The organism is Kluyvera huaxiensis (assembly GCF_040149365.1).
Lineage (GTDB): Bacteria > Pseudomonadota > Gammaproteobacteria > Enterobacterales > Enterobacteriaceae > Kluyvera > Kluyvera intermedia_A.
In genome coordinates, this window is record NZ_JBEFLV010000003.1 from 199,123 (window position 1) to 222,789 (window position 23,667).

Consider the following 23,667-nt stretch of genomic DNA (forward strand, 5'->3'; position numbering starts at 1 on the left):
GTGCCGCATTCCGCCGAGCTTGATGATTCGCAGGTGCTGAGCATTGAGAATCTGAACGTCGCGTTTCGCCAGGATAAGCAGTCCGTTGGCGTCGTACACCAGCTCTCATTCCATCTTAACCGTGGTGAAACGCTGGCGATTGTCGGCGAATCGGGTTCGGGTAAATCGGTGACGGCATTGGCGCTGATGCGTCTGTTAGATCAGGCGAGCGGACAAGTGTCCTGCGAGCAGATGCTGCTGCGACGTCGCAATCATAAGGTTGTCGATTTGCAGGAGCAGACGCCAGCGCAAATGCGCGATATACGCGGGGCCGATGTGGCGATGATTTTCCAGGAGCCGATGACCTCGCTGAACCCGGTATTTACCATCGGTGAGCAGATTGCCGAGTCTATTCGGTTGCACCAGGGGCTTGGGCGCGAAGAGGCGCTGGCTGAGGCGAAAAAAACGCTCGATAAAGTGCGCATTCCCGAAGCGCAGACCATGCTTTCGCGCTATCCGCATCAGCTCTCCGGCGGGATGCGCCAGCGGGTGATGATCGCCATGGCGCTGTCGTGCCGCCCGGCGGTGCTGATTGCCGATGAACCGACCACAGCGCTGGATGTCACCATCCAGGCGCAAATCCTCCAGCTTATCGACGTACTGCAAAAAGAGATGTCGATGGGGGTGATTTTTATTACTCACGACATGGGCGTAGTGGCGGAGATTGCCGACCGGGTGCTGGTGATGCATCAGGGCAAAGCGGTGGAAACCGGCAGCGTCGAGGAGATCTTTAATGCGCCGCAGCACGCCTATACTCAACGCCTGTTGGCGGCGGTGCCTCGGCTGGGCGCGATGCGCGGCAGCGATTATCCGAAAAGTTTCCCTGAACTCAATGCGCCAAATATTGAACCGCAGCGACAAAATACGGTGGTGGAAGGTAAACCGATTCTCCAGGTTCGCGACCTGGTGACGCGTTTTCCCCTGCGCGGCGGGCTGCTCAATCGCGTGACCCGTGAAGTGCATGCGGTTGAAAACGTCAGCTTTGATCTCTGGCCGGGGGAGACGTTGTCGCTGGTCGGCGAGTCGGGCTGCGGCAAATCAACCACCGGGCGCGCGCTGCTGCGGCTGGTGGAGTCGCAGAGCGGCACCATCACTTTTAACGGTGAGCGCATCGATACGCTCTCCGCCAACCAGCTTCAGCCGCTGCGCCGTGATATTCAGTTTATCTTCCAGGATCCTTACGCCTCGCTTGACCCGCGCCATACGGTCGGTTTTTCGATTATGGAGCCGCTGCGTATTCACGGTGTGCTGGAAGGTGAGGCGCTCCAACAGCGTGTTGAGTGGCTTTTGCAACGCGTGGGTCTGCTGCCGGAACATGCGTGGCGCTATCCGCATGAGTTCTCCGGCGGACAGCGCCAGCGTATCTGTATCGCCCGTGCGTTGGCGCTGGAGCCGAAGGTGGTGATTGCCGATGAGTCCGTCTCCGCGCTGGATGTTTCAATTCGCGCGCAGGTCATCAACCTGCTGCTCTCCTTGCAGCGGGAAATGGGTATCGCCTTTTTGTTTATCTCCCATGACATGGCGGTGGTCGAACGCATTAGCCATCGGGTGGCGGTGATGTACCGTGGACGCATCGTTGAAATCGGGCCGCGTCGGGCGGTCTTTGAAAACCCGCAGCATCCGTATACCCGCAAGCTGCTGGCCGCCGTGCCGGTTGCTGACCCGGCGCATCGTCGCCCGCAGCGCGTGCTGCTGTCCGATGAACTGCCGGGGAATATCTATAAACGGGGCGAAGCAGTCGAGCCCGTGAGTTTACAGCAGGTTTCACCGGGGCATTATGTGGCTCGGGAGCCAGCAAGCAGTGCGCTGAGAGGCCCGAGATAATTTGAGTGACGGGAAGGCACGGCGGCTGTGCGCCGCTAACGTGATGGATAACGGGTCGCAATTGATAATAAAACGACAGGCAGGGGACAACATGACACAACGCGTTTCACGTAAATGGCTGGTTGCACTGGGGGTAGCGTCCGCGCTTGCCGCCTCTCCCGCGTTCGCGGCAAAAGATGTGGTGGTGGCGGTGGGTTCCAACTTCACCACCCTGGATCCGTATGATGCTAACGACACGCTGTCGCAGGCGGTGGCTAAATCCTTCTATCAGGGGCTGTTTGGCCTGGATAAAGAGATGAAACTGCAAAACGTGCTGGCGGAAAGCTACACCGTCTCTGAAGATGGCAAAGTCTATACCGTTAAGCTGCGTCAGGGGGTGAAATTCCAGGACGGCACCGACTTCAACGCCGAAGCGGTGAAGATTAACCTCGACCGCGCCAGCAACCCGGAAAGCCACCTTAAGCGCTACAACCTGTACAAAAATATCGATAAGACCGAAGCGGTGGACGCCAGCACGGTGAGAATCACCTTAAAACAACCGTTCTCGGCGTTTATCAATATTCTTGCCCACCCGGCGACGGCGATGATTTCGCCCGCAGCGCTGAAAAAATACGGTAATGAAATTGGCTTCCATCCGGTGGGAACCGGGCCGTATCAGCTGGAGACCTGGAACCAGACCGACTTTGTGAAGGTCAGCAAATTTGCCAACTACTGGCAAAAAGGGCTGCCGAAGCTGGACTCCATTACCTGGCGTCCGGTGGTCGATAACAATACCCGTGCGGCGATGCTGCAAACCGGTGAAGCGCAGTTTGCTTTCCCGATCCCTTATGAGCAGGCCGCGCTGCTGGCGAAAAACAGCCAGCTTGAGCTGGTGGCCAGCCCGTCCATCATGCAGCGCTATATCAGCATGAACGTGACGCAAAAACCGTTCGATAATCCAAAAGTCCGCGAAGCTATCAATTACGCTATTAACCGCCAGGCGTTGGTGAAGGTGGCCTTTGCTGGCTACGCGACGCCAGCCACTGGCGTGGTTCCGCCGTCTATCGCCTACGCGCAGCAGTATCAGCCATGGCCGTATGATCCGGCTAAAGCGCGCGAGCTGCTAAAAGAGGCGGGCTACCCGAACGGCTTTAGCACCACCCTGTGGTCATCACACAACCACAGCACTGCGCAAAAAGTCCTGCAGTTTACCCAGCAGCAGCTGGCGCAAATCGGTATTAAGGCGCAGGTGACGGCGATGGATGCCGGGCAGCGCGCGGCGGAAGTGGAAGGCAAGGGGCAGAAAGAGAGCGGTGTGCGGATGTTCTACACCGGCTGGTCGGCATCGACCGGCGAGGCCGACTGGGCGCTTTCGCCACTGTTTGCCTCCGCTAACTGGCCGCCAACCCAGTTCAACACCGCGTTTTACGGCAATCCGCAGGTCGATAATGATCTGACGGCGGCGCTGCAAACCACCGACGGTAAAGAAAAAGCGCGGCTGTACAAAGAAGCCCAGGATATTATCTGGAAAGAGTCACCGTGGGTGCCATTGGTGGTGGAAAAATTGGTCTCGGCACATAGCAAGTCTTTGTCCGGATTCTATATTATGCCGGATACCGGTTTTAGCTTTGATGATGCAGATTTGAAGTAAGCGCGGTTTCCCTGCTTCGCCATGAAGCAGGGGCCCACGGCAAGGAGAGTCATGCTTAACTATGTCATTAAACGCCTGCTCGGCCTCATTCCCACGCTGTTTATCGTGGCCGTGCTGGTGTTTTTATTTGTTCATATGCTGCCCGGTGACCCGGCACGATTGATTGCCGGACCGGAGGCTGACGCGCAGGTGATTGCGATGGTGCGTCAGCAACTGGGGCTGGATCAGCCGCTGTACGTGCAGTTCTGGCACTATATCAGCCACGCCGTGCAGGGTGATTTTGGCACCTCAATGGTTTCGCGTCGTCCGGTATCAGAAGAGATAGCTAGCCGCTTTCTCCCCACCTTACTGTTAACCCTCGCCAGCATGGCCTGGGCGGTGTTGTTTGGGATGGCTGCGGGTATCGCCGCTGCCGTCTGGCGTAACCGCTGGCCCGATCGTCTGGGCATGGCTCTGGCCGTCACCGGTATCTCTTTCCCGGCGTTCGCGCTTGGGATGCTGCTGATGCAGATTTTTTCCGTCGAGTTGGGATGGTTGCCCACCGTGGGTGCCGACAGCTGGCAGCACTACATTCTGCCGTCGATAACGCTGGGGGCTGCCGTAGCCTCGGTGATGGCGCGCTTTACCCGTGCCTCGTTTGTTGACGTGCTGAACGAGGATTATATGCGCACCGCTCGCGCCAAAGGGGTGAGTGAGAAAAGTGTGGTGCTCAAGCATGGGCTTCGCAACGCGATGATCCCGGTGGTCACCATGATGGGGCTACAGTTCGGCTTTCTGCTCGGCGGCTCGATTGTGGTCGAAAAAGTCTTCAACTGGCCGGGGCTTGGACGCCTGCTGGTCGATTCCGTGGAGATGCGCGACTATCCGGTCATTCAGGCTGAAGTTCTGCTGTTTTCGCTGGAGTTCATTCTTATCAATTTAGTGGTGGATGTGCTGTACGCCGCCATTAACCCGGCTATCAGGTATAAATAACGTGCGATTATTTAATTGGCGTCGACAGGCGGTACTCAATGCCATGCCGGTGATGCAAGCGGGCAAGCAACGCACGCCGTGGCGCGAGTTCTGGCGACGGTTTCGCCAGCAGCCGATTGCTATGGCATCGGGTATTTTCGTGCTGCTGCTGATTGTTGTGGCAGTGGTGGCGCCGTGGATTGCGCCGTTTGATGCAGAAAACTATTTTGACTACGACCGCCTGAACGAAGGCCCGTCGCTGATGCACTGGTTTGGCGTTGATTCGCTGGGCCGCGATATCTTCAGCCGGGTGCTGGTCGGGGCGCAAATCTCGCTAACCGCTGGCGTATTTGCCGTCTTGATTGGTTCGATTATCGGTACGGTATTGGGCCTGTTAGCGGGCTACTACGAAGGTTGGTGGGACCGCATCATCATGCGTATCTGCGATGTCCTGTTCGCTTTTCCCGGCATCCTGCTGGCGATTGCGGTAGTTGCGATTATGGGCAGCGGCATGACCAACGTGATTATCGCCGTGGCAATCTTCTCCGTCCCGGCCTTCGCGCGCCTGGTACGTGGCAACACCCTGGTACTCAAGCAACAGACTTTTATCGAATCGGCCCGCAGCATTGGCGCCAGCGATAGGGTGATTTTGTTCCAGCATATTCTGCCCGGTACGGTGTCATCGATTGTGGTCTATTTCACCATGCGAATTGGCGTATCGATAATCTCGGCCGCCAGCCTGTCGTTTCTCGGTCTCGGCGCACAGCCGCCGACGCCTGAGTGGGGTGCGATGCTCAACGAAGCACGCGCGGATATGGTGATTGCACCTCACGTCGCGATATTCCCGGCGTTGGCGATTTTCCTGACGGTACTGGCGTTTAATCTGCTGGGCGATGGGCTGCGCGATGCGCTGGATCCGAAGCTGAAGGGGTAGGGAGGAAAATACCCGGTTACGTATAACGCTACCGGGTAGAGCGGTAGGCCAGAGAAGCTGACCTACCGTTATGAGGCGTCGTCTTAAACCAGGCTACCCCACAGGTCATATTCGTCCGCGTTTTCAACTTTCACGCGAACGACATCACCCGGTTTCATCTTGGTTTCGCCATTCAGATACACCGCACCGTCGATTTCCGGGGCATCGGCCATGCTGCGGCCAATCGCGCCTTCTTCATCAACTTCGTCAATCATCACCAGAATTTCGCGGCCCACTTTTTCCTGCAGGCGCTCGGCGGAAATCTGCTGCTGCAGCTGCATGAAGCGGTTCCAGCGATCTTCTTTCACGTCGTCTGGTACCTGATCCGGCAGATCGTTGGCCGATGCGCCATCAACCGGGCTGTACTGGAAGCAGCCTACGCGGTCGAGGCGGGCTTCTTTCAGGAAGTCGAGCAGCATCTGGAAGTCTTCTTCCGTTTCGCCCGGGAAGCCGACGATAAAGGTGGAGCGCAGCGTCAGTTCAGGGCAGATTTCGCGCCACTGTTTGATACGGGCCAGCTGGCGGTCAACGGAGCCTGGGCGTTTCATCAGCTTGAGGATACGCGGGCTGGCGTGCTGCAGCGGAATATCCAGGTATGGCAGGATTTTGCCTTCGGCCATCAGCGGGATGACGTTATCCACGTGTGGATACGGGTAAACGTAGTGCAGACGCACCCAAACGCCGAGCTTAGACAGCTGCTCGCACAGGCTTTCCATGCTGGTTTTGACCGGCTCGCCGTTGTGGAAACCGGTGCGGTGCTTGACGTCAACGCCGTAGGCGGAGGTGTCCTGGGAGATCACCAGAATCTCTTTTACACCCGCATCGACCAGACGTTTGGCTTCCGCCAGCACTTCGCCAATTGGACGGCTAACCAGATCGCCACGCATGGATGGAATGATGCAGAACGCGCAGCGGTGGTTACAGCCTTCGGAAATTTTCAGATAGGCGTAGTGGCGCGGCGTCAACTTAACGCCCTGTTCCGGCACCAGGCTCAGGAACGGGTTGTGCTGTGGTTTCGGCGCGTAGTGGTGAACATGTTCCAGCACCTGCTCGTAGCTGTGTGGGCCGGTGATTTCCAGAACCTTTGGGTGCACTTCGCGAATTTGATCTTCTTTAGCACCCAGGCAACCGGTCACAATCACCTTGCCGTTTTCTTTCAGCGCTTCACCGATGGCTTCCAGTGACTCCTGGACTGCGCTGTCGATAAAACCACAGGTATTGACGATAACCATATCGGCATCATCGTAACTTGGCACTACATCATAACCTTCAGTGCGCAGTTCGGTCAGGATACGTTCGGAATCCACCAGGTTTTTTGGGCAGCCGAGGGAGACGAATCCAATTCGCGGTTGTTGCATTCTAGTACGCTCACAAAGTAAACAGAAAATAAAAACCGGGCGATTCTACACGGCTTTACGTCGACTCTCTACTGCTACTTTGCCCGTCCGCCGCCATCCGGTGAGGTTGTTATGTTGTTATGTTGTTACGGTTGTTACTAATGATGATGATTTATTGATGTCACGCAGCACGTTGCTCGTTTAGTAACCGCATAATGAGAATGCCAATGGGTGGCAAGGGAGGTAAATGCATGACGGAAAGCAAACTGAAACGCCAACGGCTGGGTCAGCTCATCAACGCGCGAAAGGATCTTAATGCTTATTTGCAGCTGAGAAAGGCCAAGGGATATATGTCAGTCGGTGAAAACGATCATCTGCGTACTAACCTGCTCGATTTGTGTAGTGAATTACGGGATAGCGCCATACCGCTAAAATTCTGTAGTTCACCGACGGAACTGGAAATTTTTCGGCAGGCGGGCGAGGCTATTGCTTCAGCGGCAGTCTGCCTGATGAGCGGGCGCTACGACTGCCCGTCTTATATTGCGGTTAACGTAGTGACTCTGGATCGCTGCCTGGCGGCGTTGACCAAAAGTATTCAGAAGCTGGATGCTGAGTCGTCCGTGACTCACGCCTGAAATCAGGGGGACATTCGTCCCCCTGTCATTTTTATCCCGCGATCGTTGACCCCTGTGGCTGGGGCGCGGCGGGTTTATCTACCCGTGCATCTCGCAGCGTAAAGGCTGACACGAGGGTAAAGAATCCGGCAATCGCACCCAGAATCAGGTAGGTGTCGGCAAAACCAATGGTGTCATACAGATAACCGGCAACCGGTGAATAGATGGCGGTGGCGATAGAGGCCACGAACAGCACCAGCAGGTAGACCGTTGACAGCAGTTTGTTGTCGAAATTGGCGGAGATGAATTTAAACACCGACACCAGAATCAGCGGTTTTTCGATGGCGTGCAGCATTTTGACAGCCGCAATCCATACCGGCCCAAGTTGGATGGCGGAACCGGCGATACGCACGGACATAATCGTCCCGGCAATCACCAGCGCCCATTTGGCCCCGGTACGGTTAACGAACCACGGCATCAGACACAGGAACAGCGTCTCGCCGCACACCTGGATAGAGGCCAGAATTCCGTACCAATGGTTGCCTTCTTCTTTGGTTGGGAACTGCATCGAGAAATACTGGGCGAACTGTTGATCGTAGGTGTCGTAAATTTGCGTCACGAACAGAGTGAAGATCAGCAGCATCCAGAACTGGCCGTTCTTCGCCAGTTCCAGCGCATGGATGGCTTTCAGCGAACTGGTCTTCTGGATTTCCGCATCGGTCAGCTCGATTTTGGTCATCATAAAACACAGTGCCGCTACGATAATCGCGCAGCTCGCCAGCCAGAAAGAGAGGTTAGGCAGGGTGTCGATATATTTACCGACGATCCACGCCGCTGCCGCCCAACCCAGTGAACCCCACATGCGCACCCGGCCATATTCAAAGCTATAGCGACGGGAGATTTTATCGATGTACGAATCAATAACGCCGCAGCCGGAGTTAAAGATGATGCCGAGGTAAATCCCGCCGAGGATCGCGCCGAGCCAGAAACTGTGCACCAGCAACGGGGCATAAACGTAGATAAAGAACGGGCCAACCGGTAGCAGGAGGGCGAGGATAATCCAGATAAGCTGCTTTTTCAGGCCGAACTTATCGGAAATAAAGCCAAAGAATGGCTGCATCAGCAGGGCGATAAAGGCGTTGGTAGCGTAGAGAAGCCCGGTTTGCGTCGCGCTGATCCCTAGATGCTGCGTGGTCCAGATAACAAAGAACGCCATGGTTGCTGACCAGGCGAAAAGGTACAGAAAATCGAATATGCTGAGCAGAATATAATTACGTTTGCCGGGTAGTAGCATCGCCACATCCTCATCAAATATCAGGCCATCCCCCTGGCACATGGCAATTGCCCGTGCCCACTGAATATTGTTTTGGTATGTCTCGTTGTAAAAATGTCATACGTTAACAATTTCTGTTTTAATCTGACATCTGAACGCCATGAGCAAGCAATGCTCATGGCGACTAATTGTGATTTGTTTCACAAATGTGTCTGGTGTTTAGCTGAGATTAGCGATAACGATCACTTATTGATTTTTGAGAGCGTATGACTTTTTTATATCTTTGGCGTCAGTTTATCCGCCAGCGATCGGAGTTGATCGGCAATACTCAGCAGATCGGTCTCATGGTTATGCAGCGGTCCCGCTGAGTTTCGTACCACCAGACGGCTCGGCAGGATCGTCGAAGCGCGTGATGCTAGCGGTGACTCCATCGACTGGAGCAGTTGCTGTACCGCCATTTTTCCTTGTAAATCAAAATCGATCGCTACGGTGGTCAACGCCGGTTCGAAGAATGCGCTCTCGTAGGTATCGTCATAGCCAATTAGCGAAATATCCTGCGGGATTTTGCGTTTTTGCTGATGCAGCGCGCTTAGCGCTCCAAGCGCCATTTGGTCATTGGCAATCAGCAGAGCGGTGGCCTGCGGGGTTTCTCGTAGCATTTGCAACGTAGCCAGATAGCCGCTTTGCGCGTCCCACTGGCCATGGTGTACCGCCAACGGGTTGAGCTGGTAGGAGGCAAGCGTATCCCGCCAGGTGTTTAAACGCAGGCGGGCGGGCACTGAATTTTCCGGGCCGGAGAGCAGGCAGAACTGACGATGACCGAGGTCGTAGAGGTATTTTACGCTGGCTCGCGCGCCTTCGGCTGGGTTAAAGGTAACGTTAAAAACGGAACTGTAGGGATCGACGTCGAGAAACAAACACTGCACGTCCGGGTTCTCATCGACCAGGCTTTCCGCCACCGGCGTCTCCAGCGGGGCGTTGATGATGACACGCTCCACCCGCTGGGACTTCAGCTCGTTGATAGCATATTGGATGCTGCTATCGCTGCCGTCATCAATCATTGAAATCAGCACCTGATAGCCTTGTTCACCGGCGTATTTCTTGACCGCCGCGGCAATTTGCGACGGCGCATGTAGCGCCAGCGAGGTGGTGACTAACCCCAGCGTTTTACTCTCTTTGCCCACCAGCTGCTGGGCGACGCGGTTCGGCACGTACTTTAGTTCGGCAATGGCCAGTTCGATTTTCTTACGCGTTTTCGCCGATACGTTGGCGGAATTGTTGAGAACGCGGGAGACCGTTTGGTACGACACATTGGCGTGACGCGCCACATCCGCGAGAGTTGCTGCTTTGGTTTTCATACTCGCCCCATCAAAAATTTGTTCCAGTATACCCGAGCGATTGTTGGACGTGTCACTTAAGCACGCGCCAGGCGGGCGGTGGTGGACAATTTGTCCGATAAATCGCCTAAAACGCGTGGGTGATCACATTTTCAGCCGCCATGGGTTGCGGCTATAGGGGGAAGGCGCGTAGAAAAAGCGTTATTGTGAACGAATAACATTTTTTGTCTTTATGTGACATAAGGGAACCGACATGGACAAGCATTTGCCAATAAATCCCGCCGCCCCCTGGCTTCTGCACGGTGCGGACTACAATCCGGAGCAATGGTTACACGTGCCGGGGATCCTGGAGCAGGATATCGCCATGATGCAGCAGGCGGGCTGTAACATCATGTCGGTGGGGATTTTTAGCTGGTCGGCGCTGGAGCCTACCGAGGGCGAGTTTACCTTCGGCTGGATGGATAGCGTGCTGGATAAACTCCATGAAGGCGGGATTTCCGTTTTTCTGGCAACCCCCAGCGGCGGCAAACCGGCGTGGCTGGCAGCGCGATATCCGGAAACCCTACGCGTTAGCGCGGCGCGCGTTAAAGCGTTGCACGGAGGTCGGCATAATCACTGTCTCTCATCACCGGTTTACCAGCAAAAAGTGACGTTGATAAACCAGAAACTGGCGCAACGCTATGCCCATCATCCCGCGGTATTGGGCTGGCATATCAGCAATGAATACGGCGGCGAGTGTCATTGCGATCGCTGCCAGCAGGATTTCCGTCTTTGGTTACAGGCGCGATATCAAACGCTGGATGCGCTCAACCATGCCTGGTGGACCGGATTCTGGAGCCACACCTACAGCGACTGGTCACAAATCGAGTCACCCGCCCCGCAGGGGGAGACGTCAAATCACGGGCTTAATCTCGACTGGCGGCGTTTTGTTACCTCGCAGGTGAAAGCATTTTACCAGACCGAAGTCGCGCCGTTGAAAGAGGAGCGCCCGGAACTGCCGGCGACCACTAATTTCATGTGGTATTTCAATGATTACGACTACTGGCAGCTAAAAGATGTGGTCGATTTTGTCAGCTGGGACAGCTATCCGATGTGGCACAAGCAGGAAGACGAACGCGCGGTGGCCTGTAAAACGGCGATGTACCATGACCTGATGCGCACGCTAAAGGGCAAACCGTTTGTGCTGATGGAGTCCTCTCCGGGTCAAACCTGCTGGCAGCCGACCAGTAAGCTTAAAAAGCCGGGAATGCATATTCTCTCGTCATTACAGGCCGTTGCCCACGGTGCCGACGCGGTGCAGTATTTCCAGTGGCGTAAAAGCCGTGGGGCGATTGAAAAATTCCACGGCTCGGTTATCGATCATGTCGGTCATCTCAATACCCGTACCGGACGTGAAGTCTCACGACTGGGGGAAATGCTCGCGGCGTTAAACCCGCTGGTGGGCAGCAAAACGCAGGCGAAGGTGGCGATTATCTTCGATTGGGAAAACCGCTGGGCGGTGAATGATGCCGCGGGACCGCGCAACTGCGGCATGCACTATGAACAAACGGTGGTCGATCACTACCGTCCGTTCTGGGAGCAGGGGATTGCGGTCGATATGATTAACGCCGATAGCGATCTCAGCGGTTATGAGCTGGTGATTGCGCCAATGCTTTATATGGTGCGCGAGGGCTTTGCCGAGCGGGCGGAAGCATTTGTGCGCGCTGGCGGCTATTTTGTCGCAACCTACTGGACCGGGATCGTCAACGAGAGCGATCTTTGCCATCTCGGCGGTTTCCCCGGGCCATTACGTCCGCTGCTTGGCGTATGGGCCGAGGAGATTGATAGCCTGACCGATGAGCAAAGCAATGGCGTCGAGGCGCTGCCGGATAGCGGCCTGCAAGGCAGTTGGCGCGCCCGCGAACTGTGCGAAGTGATTCATCCGGAAGGGGCTGAGGTGTTGGCGTGCTACAGCGAAGACTTTTACGCCGGTTATCCGGCGCTGACCCAGCATCGCGTGGGCCAGGGTAAAGCGTTTTATATTGCCTCGCGCAATGATGATGCCTTCCATCAGGCCTTTGCCGGTATGCTGACGAAAGCCTTAAAACTGCCGCGCGCTCTGGAGGCTGAGCTGCCGACCGGGGTCATCGCGACACGGCGTACCGACGGGGAATGGGAGTGGGTGTTTGTGCAAAACTATACCGATAGCGAGCAGTCGATAGGGCTGGCGGAGATTTTCCACAATGCGGTGTCCGGCGAGAAGGTAGAGAAACAGCTGGCGCTGGCACCTTGGGGATGTGAAGTGTTGGTCAGAGCATTGTAGGTTTGGTGTATTCCCGGCGGCGCTTCGCTTGGCCGGGCTACAATCGAACCGTAGCCCGGCCAAGCGAAGCGCCGCCGGGAGAAGCTGCCGGCTAACGCATAATGCGCCGCAAAATACGGTTGGCCTGTTCCTCAAATTCGGTAGCGGCCTGATCAATCGTTGCCTTACCGTAATCAATACTCTGCAACGCGGCGGTAAACAGGGCGCCAAACTGCGGATCCTCGAGATATGGCTGCGCCTTCGATTTATTCGGTAGCGATGCGGACTGAAGCAGCCCAGAAATAACCGGATCGCTATCGGTCAGCAGGCCCGCGTCGCGCAGGATTTTCTCCCCTGATTTGCTCAATGGCACGCCGCGTTCCAGCGCAACCGGCACCACGCCTTCTTGCACACTGGTCAGGAAATTAATCAACATGGCGGCTTCCTGCGGATGGCGGGTATTTTTGCTCACTGAGTACATCAGCGCCGTTTTGTGGAACTGCCCGGCGTCTTTAGCCCCTTCGCGCATTGGATACGGCCCCATGACCAGGTCCGATGGATGGGCTAGATTCTGCGATTCGGCGGTGTACAGCACGTTCCAGTTATACACGCCGCCCCATTCGCCGTTGATCCACGGCTTCATCTCATAGGCCACGCCCTTACCAAATGACGCCAGGGTTCTGGCATCCGGTACCGCGTGGGCGTCGACCATCTTGCGGTAGAAGGTAAATGCTTCAACCAGATCGCTATGATTCCAGCCAAGCTTACGGGCTTTCTCATCGACCATGGGCTTTTGGTTGCCCTGATAGATGTAGGAGTTGAGCAACAGCAGCGAATCTTGCTCGGTGAGGATCAGCGGGAAATAGTTATCGCCAAGCTTTTCTTTAAACACCGGGCCGGCTTTTAACAGCTCATCCCAGGTTTTCGGCAGTTCAACCCCCGCTTTTTTCCACGTCGCCGCATTGTAATAGAACAGCATTACGTTGGCGGAAATAGGGATGGCGTTGACCTTGCCATTGACCGTCGTGCTGGCCAGTGCTTCCGGAGTGTACTGATCAAGGCCAATCGGCTGGCTGAGCTTATTGAGATCGTAAAAGCCGTCGCCGGTTTTTGACAGCAGGGTGAGCCAGTTCCAGTTAGTTTGTATTACATCGGCTTCGGTATTGCTGTTGATCTGCGTGGTCAGGCGCGAGTAAAAACCATCCCAACCGGTGTATTCGGCTTTCACCTTAATGTTGGGATATTGGGCTTCAAAGGCTTCCAGCGCCTTTAAGGTTGCCTGGTTACGGGCTTTGCCGCCCCACCAGGCAAAACGGAGTTCCACCTGATCGGCGCTGTGCGCGATAGGCATCGCACCGAAACTGCAACAGGCAAGCAGGAACAAAATCGACTTTTTCATGGATGAATCCTCCGTGTAACAACGACTAGCGGTGATGCTGACGGTAGTGGGTCAGACTGTTCACCAGCTGCATTTCCTGCTCGCACCACGGCTTGCCCTCTGGCGTCAGAACATCATGGAACCAGAGCGACTGTGGAGAGGGATGGTCTTTATTGACGCTGGTCCACGGGATCCAGGTCTGGGTTTTGCCCTGTACCAGCCCCCATTGGTAGCAGCCGGTATCAAAGGCGCAAAACAACGGAAGCTGCTCGCTAAACCCGCAGCCCATATGGCGAGCCAGCCACTCGGTGCACAGTACCGGACGATTACGCTGGGCCAGGTTTTCCAGCACACCGAGCTGGCGAGCAGCGTTGTTGTAGTTGTGGTAACTAATAATGTCGGAAAGGTTGAGCGCTGCGACATCGATAGGGTGCTCCAGCGTGCCGTATTGTTGATGGTCGATATGCCAGGCACCGACGGTCAGCGGCTGACTCGGGCCGACGTCACGCGCCCAGCCGAAGGTGGCAATCATCAACTCCAGCGCGAAGATCTCCAGCGCTTCGTCATACTCCATGGATTCCGTCGGGGAGAGGTTGATCCCGCGGTTGCCTGGCTCGTTATAGAGATCCCAGATGGTAATTCGCGGATCGTTTTTGAACTGTGTCAGCACGTCACGAACGTAGCTTTCAATACGTGGCCATTGGCTCGTGTCCATCACTATCGCACGACCGGGGCTGGCGGCGGCCTGGCTGTTATGCACGCCATCGCGCGGCGGTTTTTGCGGCCCCAGGTACGGCTCATCGCCGGAGAAACCGCAGTCGTCCATCAGCGTCAACATCACCTGAATCTGGTGTTTTTCTGCCAGCGCCAGGAAGGTATTAATACGGCTGAGCAGCCCATCGCGGTCGGCCTCCCAGACGATAAACGGCAGATTGGTGCGTAGGGCGTTGTAGCCGTAGTCATGCGCCCACGCCAATTCCTGGTCGATGGTGGCGACGTCAAAGGTGTCGGCCTGCCACATCTCGGTCCAGTTCACCGCGCTGCGCGGAAGATAGTTAAAACCGCAAGCCCAGCCGTGTTGTTGGTACCAGGCCTGAGCCTGTGATTCGCTCCATTGCGAGTGCATAAGGGGTCTCCATTGCTAATAATTATTAGCTAATATTTATTATCCATTGAGCAATACGCAATCACCACGCGGTCAATATGCCGGGTTGTTCACAAAAAAAGCCCCGGATATCTGTGCTATAGTCGCTGCGACAAGGAGCAAACATGCCGAAAAAAAATAAGATAACGATGAGTGATATCGCCAGGGAAGCCGGTGTTTCTCAGGCCACGGTCTCGCTGGTACTCAATAATAGCCGGGCCATTCGCCTGAGCGACGCGACGCGCGAGCGGGTCTACGCCGCCGCCTCGGCGCTGGGATATCAGAAGATTATCGTGCCTCATCGCCCGGACGGGCAGGAGGAAATTGCTCTGCTGCTGTGTGGCGTGCCGAACTATGACCCGTTTATCGATGCCATCAGCGAAGCCAGCAGCACCGCCTGGCAGCGGGATATGCTGCTGACCGTCTACGACTACGGCGACGATATGCAGATGGCCGAGCAAATTCTGCGTCAGCTCGATAGCCGCAACTGCGCAGGGGTGATTTTGGCAAGCCCGGTAACCCGCGCGTTTGACTTTTCTCCGTTTGAATCTTTGTTGAAAAAACCGGTGGTGCTGCTCAATCAGTACGACCCCAACAGGCCGCTGTTGCCGACCTTCCTCCCGGACGATCGCGCCAACGCCTGCCAGATTGTTAGTCATCTGCTTTCGCAGGGAGTCACTCGTATCGCGCATATCATGGGCGACGAATGGATGGACGCCAGCGTGCTGCGCCTGGAAGGCTATCGACAAACGCTCCAGCAGGCCGGTATCGAAATCGATGAAACGCTTATCAAGCAGACCGACTGGTCGCTGAATGCCACTTTCAACGCCACGCTGGAACTGATGCGTTTACCGCAGCCACCGCAGGCCATTTTCTGCGCCAGCGACTGGATGACCCTCGGCTGCTATCAGGCGCTGGCTACGCTGAATATTTCGATTCCCGACGATGTGCTGGTGTGCGGCTATGATGATCAGCGGATTGCGCATCAGTTGACGCCTGCGCTAACCAGCGTGCAGCTGGCTTATAATGAGTTGGGGAGGATGGCGGTGAGTTATTTATGTGATGGCGACGATACATCGGCGCACATTCGGCTGGTAGGGAAACTGCAGGTGCGCGGCAGCAGCCTGCGCACCTGAAGGGATCAAGAAACTGGGATCATCACCACTTCGCGGAAGGCAGGGCGGTCGGCAAGCTGCTGATACCAGCGTGCCAGATTCGGCCGTGGCTGCCAGGTTTTCACCGTTTCCAGCAGGTTATAGACAAACGGTGCCACGGCAATATCACCGACGCCGAAGCTGTCGCCGGAAAGCCAGGTTTGCGTCGCCAGCGTATTATCCAGAATTTCGAACAATGGTTCGCAGGCGACCATGGCCGCTTCAATTTCTGCCATATTACGTTTTTCTACCGGCGTTCTGACTAGCCCTATCAGAATTTTGCGATGCACTGGCGACAGGGTTTCATTGGCCCAATCCATCCATTTCTCACTTTTCGCCCGCTGGATAGGGACGGCCTGCCATAACGTCTCGGCACCGTACTGCGCCGCCAGATAGCGGACGATGGAGTTTGATTCCCACAGCACGTCATCGCCGTCTTTGAGCATCGGTACCAGACCGTTTGGGTTTAGCGCCAGATAGGCCGCGTCGTGGTTCACCCCGAATCCCTGACCTGCCATAATCTGCTCATACGGCACTGCCAGCTCGGCCAGCGTCCAGCGTACTTTCTTCACGTTCGTTGAATTATTGCGTCCCCACAGCGTAACCATAACCACTCCTGATTGTTTAGCGGAAATTAACTGTGAGCGAAAGTTAACGGTTACGCAATCACGATCAAAAAAAATGTCAGGTTTTAAGCACAACGCGGGGATCTTGCGTAAACTTAAAAAACTTTACCAACTCACTGTTTCTTTAAGAGAGTTTCTACGTTATTACTCACCGCCTGATGCAGTACGGTTGCTGTTGCGGCGTGTTTTTGGGAATGGATACTTGGGTGGCTTTTATGATGTGTAACACTAACGCCTTTCGGAGCCTGTTGGCAGGCTCTGCGCTTTTACTGGTAGTCGCACCGGCGGTGCAGGCGGCGGATCAGCTCCCTGATGCGCCATCGATTGATGCTCGTGCCTTTATTTTGATGGATTATGCCAGCGGTAAAGTGCTGACCGAGGGCAATGCGGACGAGAAGCTCGATCCGGCGAGTCTGACGAAAATTATGACCAGCTATGTGGTCGGCCAGGCGCTTAAAGCAGGAAAAATTAAGCTCCCGGATATGGTCACGATTGGTCGTGATGCCTGGGCCACCGGTAACCCGGCGCTGCGCGGTTCTTCGGTGATGTTCCTGAAGCCGGGCGAGCAGGTTTCGGTAGAGAACCTCAACAAAGGGGTGATCATTCAGTCGGGCAACGATGCCAGCATCGCCATTGCCGACTACGTTGCCGGCAGCCAGGATTCATTCGTGAGCCTGATGAATGGCTACGCGCAAAAAATCGGCCTGACCAATACCACCTTCAAAACCGTTCATGGCCTGGATGCGCCAGGGCAGTTCAGTACCGCGCGCGATATGGCGCTGCTGACGCGAGCGATGATTCACGATGTGCCCGAAGAGTACGCGGTACACAAAGAGAAAGAGTTCACCTTCAACAACATTCGCCAGCCTAACCGCAACCGTCTGCTGTGGAGCTCTAATCTGAACGTTGACGGCGTGAAAACCGGGACCACGGCGGGGGCAGGTTACAACCTGGTGTCATCCGCAACCCAGGGCGATATGCGCCTGATTGCGGTGGTGCTGGGAACCAAAAGCGACCGCGTGCGTTTTAACGAGTCGGAAAAGCTGCTGACCTGGGGCTTCCGTTTCTATGAAACCGTGACCCCAATTAAACCGGATGCCACCTTTATCAGCCAGCGCGTCTGGTACGGTGATTCCAGCGAAGCGAAGCTGGGTGCCGGGGAAGCCGGGTCGGTGACTATCCCTCGTGGGCAACTGAAGAACCTGAAAGCCAGCTATACCTTAACGCAGCCGCAGCTGACCGCGCCGTTGACCAAAGGGCAGGTGGTGGGCACCATCGATTTCAAACTCAACGATAAAACCATCGAACAGCGTCCGCTGATCGTCATGGAAGCGGTCGAAGAGGGCGGATTCTTTAGCCGCATGATGGACTTCGTGCTGATGAAGTTCCACGAGTGGTTCGGCGGCTGGTTCTCCTGATAACGTCTTAATACAGCAGCGAGATTTGCTGCTGTTTTGCCAGTGCCACCAGTTCGTCATCCGGGCAGGTGTCGCTGGCAATCACATCAAAGCGCGTTAAATCGCCCATGCGGGCCGGGCGCACTTTGCCAAACTTGCTATGGTCCGCCACCAGCACATGATAGCGCGCCTGGCGCATCGCCCAATGCTTCAACGGCAGCTCTTCGAGATTAAAACAGGTTGCCCCCATCTCAATATCGATCCCCGCTGCGGAATAAAACGCGATATCCGGGCACAGGTGCGACAGCGTATCCTGCTCGCTAATGGGCTTAAATATGGCATTGCTGGCGTGAAACTCGCCGCCGCACAGAATCGGGCGACAATTGGGTTTGTCCTGAAGTGCGAGGAAGGTATTGAGCGAATAGCAGACGGCGGTAAACGGCAGGTCGTTATCAATGGCGTCAATAATCCACGGCGTGGTGGTGCCGCAATCGAAAAAGGCCATCTGATGTGCTTTGAGCAGCTTCGCTGCGTGACGAGCGGCCAGCTTCTTTTCATCGACCAAACGGGTTTTCTGATCGCTTAACAGATAGTGAGGCACGCTGCGCGGCTCCAGCACTACATAGCCGCCAAGCAGCACAACCGGGCCACTTTCGCTGTTGAGGTCGCGACGAATCGTCATTTCGGAAACGCCAAGCAGCGCGGCCGCTTCTTTTAAATGCAGCTTATCGCTGCGTTTGAGGGCCTGAATCAGTTGGCCAATTCGTTCGTCGCGTCGTGTTTCCATAGATCCTCTAGCGGAAATGCCCCGGCAAGGATTCCGGGGTCAACGCGTTATTTTACCTGCGAGTGAAGGGCTAGTCACGCACCCAGCCTTTACGAATCGGTAGCGAGAAAATTAGACGATAAGCCTGCTGAAGTCGTGGGAAGACGCTGGCACCCACGAACAGCCACAGGATTTGCGCCACCATGCAGCCAACAACGCCACACAGGAAGCCGCCGAGCATATCCATCGGCCAGTGCACACCGAGATAAACGCGTGACCAGGCAATCGCAACCCCGATGGCCATTAATACCAAGCCGGACCATAGGCGGTGCCAGAACAAGAACGCCAGTGCGAAGGTGAAAATCACCGTGCCGTGATCGCTTGGGAAAGAGTTATCCGCAGAGTGGTGCAGGAAGTTATAGCCGATATTGGCGACAAACGGCCGTTCATGCGGGAACAGCTGGCCCATCGTCCAGGAGAGAGTCAGGCTGACGGCAATGGCCAGCGCCACCTTGACCACCAGATGACGCTGCGCGTGAACCTGTCGACGTTCTCCCCATAACCACATGGCGGCGGCCAGCAGGGGAACGATAAGAATCAGGTCCTTTGCTAAAAATGTCGCCAGCGAAATCTCCCATTGCGCTGAGGCAGGGGTGGCGTTGATCATTAAAAACAGCGTGTTATTAAGATTTTCCAGCATAACGTTCCGGCTTCGTAGATGACGGTTTTATGACAGCCAGCTTAAAAAACCAATCCTGAACGGTAAAGCGGCATTGTCTGAATCCGGCTTCCGGCGTACAAGTATCTGGAAATTAAGGCGGCGCAATAAGCGGCGTAGAGTATAACGCGCACAACCTTAAGCAATTCTTAACGACATCAATTTGTGCGAAATCGTTAAGCTGCGTGATAATTAACTATCACCCCTACCGTGCATTGATTAAACTTGCGCGTTTTTATTATGGATGCGAGTCAAATGGATACTTCCACCTCTTCCCGGAAACGCTTGGGGCGTAAGGCGATTCTGTTCCCGCTTTGCCTCGTGCTCTATGAGTTTTCCACCTATATAGCCAACGATATGATTCAGCCGGGTATGCTGGCGGTCGTGAAAGAATTTAACGCGGGCGACGAGTGGGTTCCAACCTCCATGACCGCGTATCTGGCGGGCGGCATGTTCCTGCAATGGCTGCTGGGGCCGCTGTCGGACCGTATTGGTCGTCGTCCAGTGATGCTCACCGGGGTTATCTGGTTTATCGTCACCTGTCTGGCGACGCTGCTGGTACAAAACATCGAACAGTTTACCTTCCTGCGTTTTTTACAGGGGGTGAGCCTGTGCTTTATCGGCGCGGTAGGCTACGCGGCGATTCAGGAGTCGTTTGATGAAGCAACCTGTATCAAGATAACGGCGCTGATGGCCAACGTTGCGCTGATTGCGCCACTGTTAGGGCCGCTGGTGGGAGCCGCGTGGATCCACCTCGCACGCTGGGAGAGCATGTTTGTGCTGTTTGCCCTGCTGGCAGCCATCTCTTATGTCGGTCTATTTAAATCGATGCCCGAAACGGCGACCCGTATGGGTGAGTCTCTGTCGCTAAAAGCGCTGGGCCGCGATTATCGCGAAGTGCTGAAAAATGGCCGCTTTGTGGCCGGTGCGCTGGCGACGGGTTTTGTTAGCTTGCCGTTGCTGGCGTGGATTGCCCAGTCGCCGGTAATCATTATTAGCGGCGAGAAAGCCAGCAGCTATGAATATGGTTTGCTGCAGGTGCCGATTTTTGGCGCGTTGATCCTCGGTAATCTGGTACTGGCGCGGCTGACCTCACGCCGTACGGTGCGCGCGCTGATTATTGCCGGTGGCTACCCGATTATGTTCGGTCTGGTATTGGCGGCGGCAGCGACGGTAGTCTCTTCTCACGCCTATCTGTGGATGACGGCGGGATTAAGTTTCTACGCTTTTGGGATTGGCCTTGCGAACGCGGGGCTGGTGCGCCTGACGCTGTTTGCGAGCGACATGAGTAAAGGCACGGTCTCGGCGGCGATGGGGATGCTGCAAATGCTTATCTTCACGGTGGGCATTGAGCTGAGCAAGCACAGCTATCAGCTGGGTGGCATTGGTATGTTCAGCCTGTTTAATCTGGCGGGCGGCGTGCTGTGGCTGGGGCTGGTGGTGATGTTCCTGCGCGACAAAACGGTGGGCAGCGGCTTACAGCCGGAGTAATTCCGGCAGGCGCTGCGCATAATCGGGCTACTGAGAATGTAGCCCGATGTTCATTCAGGCAAATGGCGCTTCGCCCTTCAACGCCTTGTCAATTATCGCGAGTACGCCTTCTTCATTATTGTGCGGCGCATGATAACCGGCGACCGCTTTTACCGCCTCGGCGGCGTTAGCCATCGCAAAGCCGTATCCGGCCTGTTTCACCATTTCAATGTCATTTCCGCTGTCGCCGAAAGCGACCACTTCATCATCGGCAATGCCCCAGCGATCCTGCAGTAAACGCAGGCCGTGAGCTTTGTGCACGCCAGGGATAATCAGGTCAATACTGCCGTGACCGGTGGTCACCGCCGTCAGCAGATGGCCGAGCTTCTCATCCAACATCGCCTGCATTTGCGGGACTTTATCATCCGGAATATTCAGGGCGAATTTCAAAATGGTGTCATCGATATTGTCGAAGCTATCCACCAACTCAATACGGTGATAGTAATGCACCGCAATATTATGAAAGCCCGGGTCATAGCTTTTTAGCGTATAGGCGCTGGCTTTACCGCAGACAATAATCTCAATCTCCGGGCGGGTCAGCAGGAAATCGACAATCTGTTGGAAGTGGTCGCGCGGCATGGAACAGTTATAGACATCTTTACCCTCGTCGCGAACCCAGCCCCCGTTTTCGGCCACGAAGGCAATCTCCTCGACAATTTCCGGGAAGAAGGAGGCAAGCTGGTAATACTGATTACCGCTGGCGACCACGAAACGGATCTGCTGCTCTTTCATCTGCTGATACTGCTGGCGAAAACGCTCGCGGTTGTAGGTTTTCTTATCGTTCAGGAAGGTGCCATCCATGTCTACAGCGATCAGTTTAACGCTCATTATTGACTCTCCATTACAACGCGGGGCTCGGGTTTAGCCACCGCTTTCGCGACTATCGCGGCAATCAGAACCAGCGCCAGTACGGCCAGCATTGCGCTACGCAGACCGTAATGTTCGCCGAGGAAGCCGAGCAGCGGCGGCCCAACCAGGAACGCCAGATACCCGGTGGTGGCAACAACGCTCACGCGGGTAGGGGCATCCGGGCCGGTATCGCTGGCGGCGGAAATGGTCAGCGGGAAACCAAGCGATGCGCCCAGACCCCACAGAATTACCGACACCCCCGCAACCCAGGGGCTGTCGACAAAGATTATCAGGGCAATGCCCAATGCGCCCATCAGCGCACTGGCGCGGACCACGGTGACGCGACTGTAGCGGTCAATAAACCAGCCGCCGGTAAAGCGACCAACCGTCATGCCTAGCGTGAAGCCAGTATAAATCAGTGAGCCGGAGGTGGGGCTAAAGCCGTGGCCATCGACCATCAGCAGCGGCAGCCAGTCATTAGCGGAGCCTTCGGCAAAGGCCATCGCCAGCACCACCACGCCAATCAGCATCAGTTGCCCATCGCGCCAGAAAGGCAGGCCTTTTTCCTGGTGCTGTGCATTCTCAGCCTCGTTGCGCCCGGTACCGTCCGGAATGGCTTTGATAGCGATAGCAATGGGGGCAATACCCACCAGCGCCGCGACCAGAATATGCCACATTGCCGGCAGGCCAAAAGCCGTTACCGCCATGCCGACGCCCGCGCCGACCAGCGTACCTAAGCTGTAAAAGCCATGCATCATCGGCAGCACGGTTTTTTTCATTTCACGCTCAACCGCCGCGCCCTCGACGTTAATCGCGACTTCCGCTGAGCCGAAGCTAGCGCCGAATATCGCCAGACCAATGGCAAAGACCCACGCGGAGCTTAGGTACAGCGCCAGGCTTAGGATCATCATGCCCACTAAGGCGCATGACATGGTGGTGCGGATGACGGCGCGGGTACCGAATCGTTTCACTAAGAAGGACGAACAGAGGATGCCGCTCATTGAACCAATCGACAGGCCAAACAGCACGATACCCATTTCTGCGGTGGAGACCGACAAAATATCGCGGATAGCCGGGGTACGAGTAGCCCAGGAGGCCATTAATAAACCGGGTAAAAAGAAGAACATAAAGAGTGCCCACATGCGCAGTTGCAGGGCTTTACGGGAGGTTAACGTTGTCATCCATTCGAGTCGGGTCGGAAAGTGTGCAGACAACACTAACAAGGTTGTGTACATTTGTACATAACTTGAGTGAGGAGAGTTATGGCTCGTCGACCGAATGACCCACTGCGCCGCGCACGTATTATTGATGCGACCCTTGAAACTATCGCTATCCATGGGATTAGCGCGGTGACGCACCGAAAAATCGCCAGCTGTGCCGATGTCCCGCTGGGCTCAATGACCTACTATTTTACGGGTATCGAGGCACTATTAGGCGAAGCTTTCGGCACCTTTACCGCGCGCATGTCGGAAGAGTACACGGCATTTTTTGCTGGCGTCACCACCGTTGATAGTGCCTGCGATGCGGTGGCTGAGCTTATTTTCAGTAGCCAGGTCACCACCCCGAAAAACATGACGCTGATGTATCAGCTCTATGCGCTCGCCAGCAGCACGCCAACGCTGAAAGCAGTGATGCAAAACTGGATGCACCGCAGCCAGCAGACGCTGGAACAGTGGTTCGACCCCGCCACCGCCCGCGCGCTCGACGCCTTTATCGAGGGGATGACGCTGCATTTTGTCACCGACCGCCAGCCGCTCGCGCGTGAGGAGATCCGAAAAATGGTAGGGCGGATTGCGGGAGAGAGTGGCTAAAAGCGTATACGCTTAGGCAAACTCTTTTGCCGAGG

General features: G+C 55.7%; 20 protein-coding genes. 10 read left to right on the forward strand and 10 right to left on the reverse strand.

The window, feature by feature from the left end; all coding sequences use genetic code 11:
* The 4 genes from gsiA to gsiD all read left to right on the forward strand — a co-directional run bounded on the left by gsiA (position 1) and on the right by gsiD (position 5,378).
* Positions 1–1,863, forward strand: coding sequence for a glutathione ABC transporter ATP-binding protein GsiA (gene gsiA / locus ABOC97_RS04895; protein ID WP_349594698.1), 1,863 nt, complete (start codon positions 1–3; stop codon positions 1,861–1,863).
* Between the two features lie 91 nt (positions 1,864–1,954).
* Positions 1,955–3,493, forward strand: coding sequence for a glutathione ABC transporter substrate-binding protein GsiB (gene gsiB, locus ABOC97_RS04900; protein WP_349594700.1), 1,539 nt, complete (start codon positions 1,955–1,957; stop codon positions 3,491–3,493).
* Between the two features lie 51 nt (positions 3,494–3,544).
* Positions 3,545–4,465, forward strand: coding sequence for a glutathione ABC transporter permease GsiC (gsiC, locus tag ABOC97_RS04905; RefSeq protein WP_349594702.1), 921 nt, complete (start codon positions 3,545–3,547; stop codon positions 4,463–4,465).
* Between the two features lies 1 nt (position 4,466).
* Positions 4,467–5,378 carry a glutathione ABC transporter permease GsiD gene (gene gsiD, locus ABOC97_RS04910; RefSeq protein ID WP_349594704.1) on the forward strand — a complete coding sequence of 304 codons (912 nt, stop codon included), beginning with the start codon at positions 4,467–4,469 and terminating at the stop codon, positions 5,376–5,378.
* A gap of 83 nt (positions 5,379–5,461) precedes the next feature.
* Here gsiD and rimO read toward each other — a convergent pair whose 3' ends face one another.
* Complete coding sequence (gene rimO / locus ABOC97_RS04915; RefSeq protein WP_349594706.1) at positions 5,462–6,775, reverse strand: 30S ribosomal protein S12 methylthiotransferase RimO; 1,314 nt, start codon at positions 6,773–6,775, stop codon at positions 5,462–5,464.
* A 230-nt stretch (positions 6,776–7,005) separates the two neighbouring features.
* On the opposite strand from rimO, the gene ABOC97_RS04920 reads away from it, so the two are divergent.
* A complete protein-coding gene (locus ABOC97_RS04920) occupies positions 7,006–7,389 on the forward strand; it encodes a biofilm formation regulator BssR (protein ID WP_349594708.1) in 384 nt (127 codons plus the stop codon).
* 31 nt (positions 7,390–7,420) lie between these two features.
* Here the strand turns inward: ABOC97_RS04920 and ABOC97_RS04925 are convergent, their stop codons facing one another.
* Entirely contained in the window at positions 7,421–8,662 is a 1,242-nt protein-coding gene (locus ABOC97_RS04925) for an oligosaccharide MFS transporter (protein ID WP_349594954.1), read from the reverse strand.
* Between the two features lie 254 nt (positions 8,663–8,916).
* Entirely contained in the window at positions 8,917–9,999 is a 1,083-nt protein-coding gene (locus ABOC97_RS04930; protein ID WP_349594709.1) for a LacI family DNA-binding transcriptional regulator, read from the reverse strand.
* A gap of 232 nt (positions 10,000–10,231) precedes the next feature.
* On the opposite strand from ABOC97_RS04930, the gene ABOC97_RS04935 reads away from it, so the two are divergent.
* Positions 10,232–12,280: a beta-galactosidase gene (locus tag ABOC97_RS04935; protein ID WP_349594711.1), complete on the forward strand. Its 2,049-nt coding sequence runs from the start codon at positions 10,232–10,234 to the stop codon at positions 12,278–12,280.
* 91 nt (positions 12,281–12,371) lie between these two features.
* Here ABOC97_RS04935 and ABOC97_RS04940 read toward each other — a convergent pair whose 3' ends face one another.
* Together ABOC97_RS04940 and ABOC97_RS04945 are read right to left on the reverse strand one after the other, a co-directional pair.
* A complete protein-coding gene (locus tag ABOC97_RS04940; protein WP_349594713.1) occupies positions 12,372–13,658 on the reverse strand; it encodes an ABC transporter substrate-binding protein in 1,287 nt (428 codons plus the stop codon).
* A gap of 25 nt (positions 13,659–13,683) precedes the next feature.
* Positions 13,684–14,763 carry a cellulase family glycosylhydrolase gene (locus tag ABOC97_RS04945; protein ID WP_349594715.1) on the reverse strand — a complete coding sequence of 360 codons (1,080 nt, stop codon included), beginning with the start codon at positions 14,761–14,763 and terminating at the stop codon, positions 13,684–13,686.
* A gap of 143 nt (positions 14,764–14,906) precedes the next feature.
* On the opposite strand from ABOC97_RS04945, the gene ABOC97_RS04950 reads away from it, so the two are divergent.
* Positions 14,907–15,917, forward strand: coding sequence for a LacI family DNA-binding transcriptional regulator (locus tag ABOC97_RS04950; RefSeq protein WP_349594717.1), 1,011 nt, complete (start codon positions 14,907–14,909; stop codon positions 15,915–15,917).
* 5 nt (positions 15,918–15,922) lie between these two features.
* On the opposite strand, the gene ABOC97_RS04955 is transcribed toward ABOC97_RS04950, so the two are convergent.
* The gene (locus tag ABOC97_RS04955) at positions 15,923–16,543 is read right to left on the reverse strand and encodes a glutathione S-transferase family protein (protein WP_349594719.1); all 621 of its coding nucleotides are present in this window, start codon (positions 16,541–16,543) and stop codon (positions 15,923–15,925) included.
* 233 nt (positions 16,544–16,776) lie between these two features.
* Between ABOC97_RS04955 and dacC the strand changes: the two genes are divergently transcribed.
* Entirely contained in the window at positions 16,777–17,979 is a 1,203-nt protein-coding gene (gene dacC, locus ABOC97_RS04960) for a serine-type D-Ala-D-Ala carboxypeptidase (protein WP_349594721.1), read from the forward strand.
* A gap of 7 nt (positions 17,980–17,986) precedes the next feature.
* Here dacC and deoR read toward each other — a convergent pair whose 3' ends face one another.
* Positions 17,987–18,745: a DNA-binding transcriptional repressor DeoR gene (gene deoR / locus ABOC97_RS04965; protein ID WP_234504841.1), complete on the reverse strand. Its 759-nt coding sequence runs from the start codon at positions 18,743–18,745 to the stop codon at positions 17,987–17,989.
* Positions 18,746–18,815: 70 nt separating this feature from the next.
* Complete coding sequence (gene ybjG / locus ABOC97_RS04970; protein ID WP_349594723.1) at positions 18,816–19,424, reverse strand: undecaprenyl-diphosphate phosphatase; 609 nt, start codon at positions 19,422–19,424, stop codon at positions 18,816–18,818.
* Positions 19,425–19,697: 273 nt separating this feature from the next.
* Between ybjG and ABOC97_RS04975 the strand changes: the two genes are divergently transcribed.
* A complete protein-coding gene (locus ABOC97_RS04975; RefSeq protein ID WP_349594725.1) occupies positions 19,698–20,933 on the forward strand; it encodes an MFS transporter in 1,236 nt (411 codons plus the stop codon).
* Between the two features lie 54 nt (positions 20,934–20,987).
* On the opposite strand, the gene ABOC97_RS04980 is transcribed toward ABOC97_RS04975, so the two are convergent.
* Together ABOC97_RS04980 and ABOC97_RS04985 are read right to left on the reverse strand one after the other, a co-directional pair.
* Entirely contained in the window at positions 20,988–21,800 is an 813-nt protein-coding gene (locus ABOC97_RS04980; protein WP_349594727.1) for a Cof-type HAD-IIB family hydrolase, read from the reverse strand.
* Positions 21,800–23,002 (reverse strand): MFS transporter, encoded by a 1,203-nt coding sequence (locus ABOC97_RS04985; RefSeq protein ID WP_349594729.1) that lies wholly within the window; start codon positions 23,000–23,002, stop codon positions 21,800–21,802. Before ABOC97_RS04985 ends, ABOC97_RS04980 begins: the two co-directional genes overlap by 1 nt.
* A gap of 81 nt (positions 23,003–23,083) precedes the next feature.
* Here ABOC97_RS04985 and ABOC97_RS04990 point away from each other — a divergent pair, with 81 nt between their 5' ends.
* Complete coding sequence (locus ABOC97_RS04990; protein ID WP_349594732.1) at positions 23,084–23,632, forward strand: TetR/AcrR family transcriptional regulator; 549 nt, start codon at positions 23,084–23,086, stop codon at positions 23,630–23,632.
* Positions 23,633–23,667: the final 35 nt, after the last annotated feature.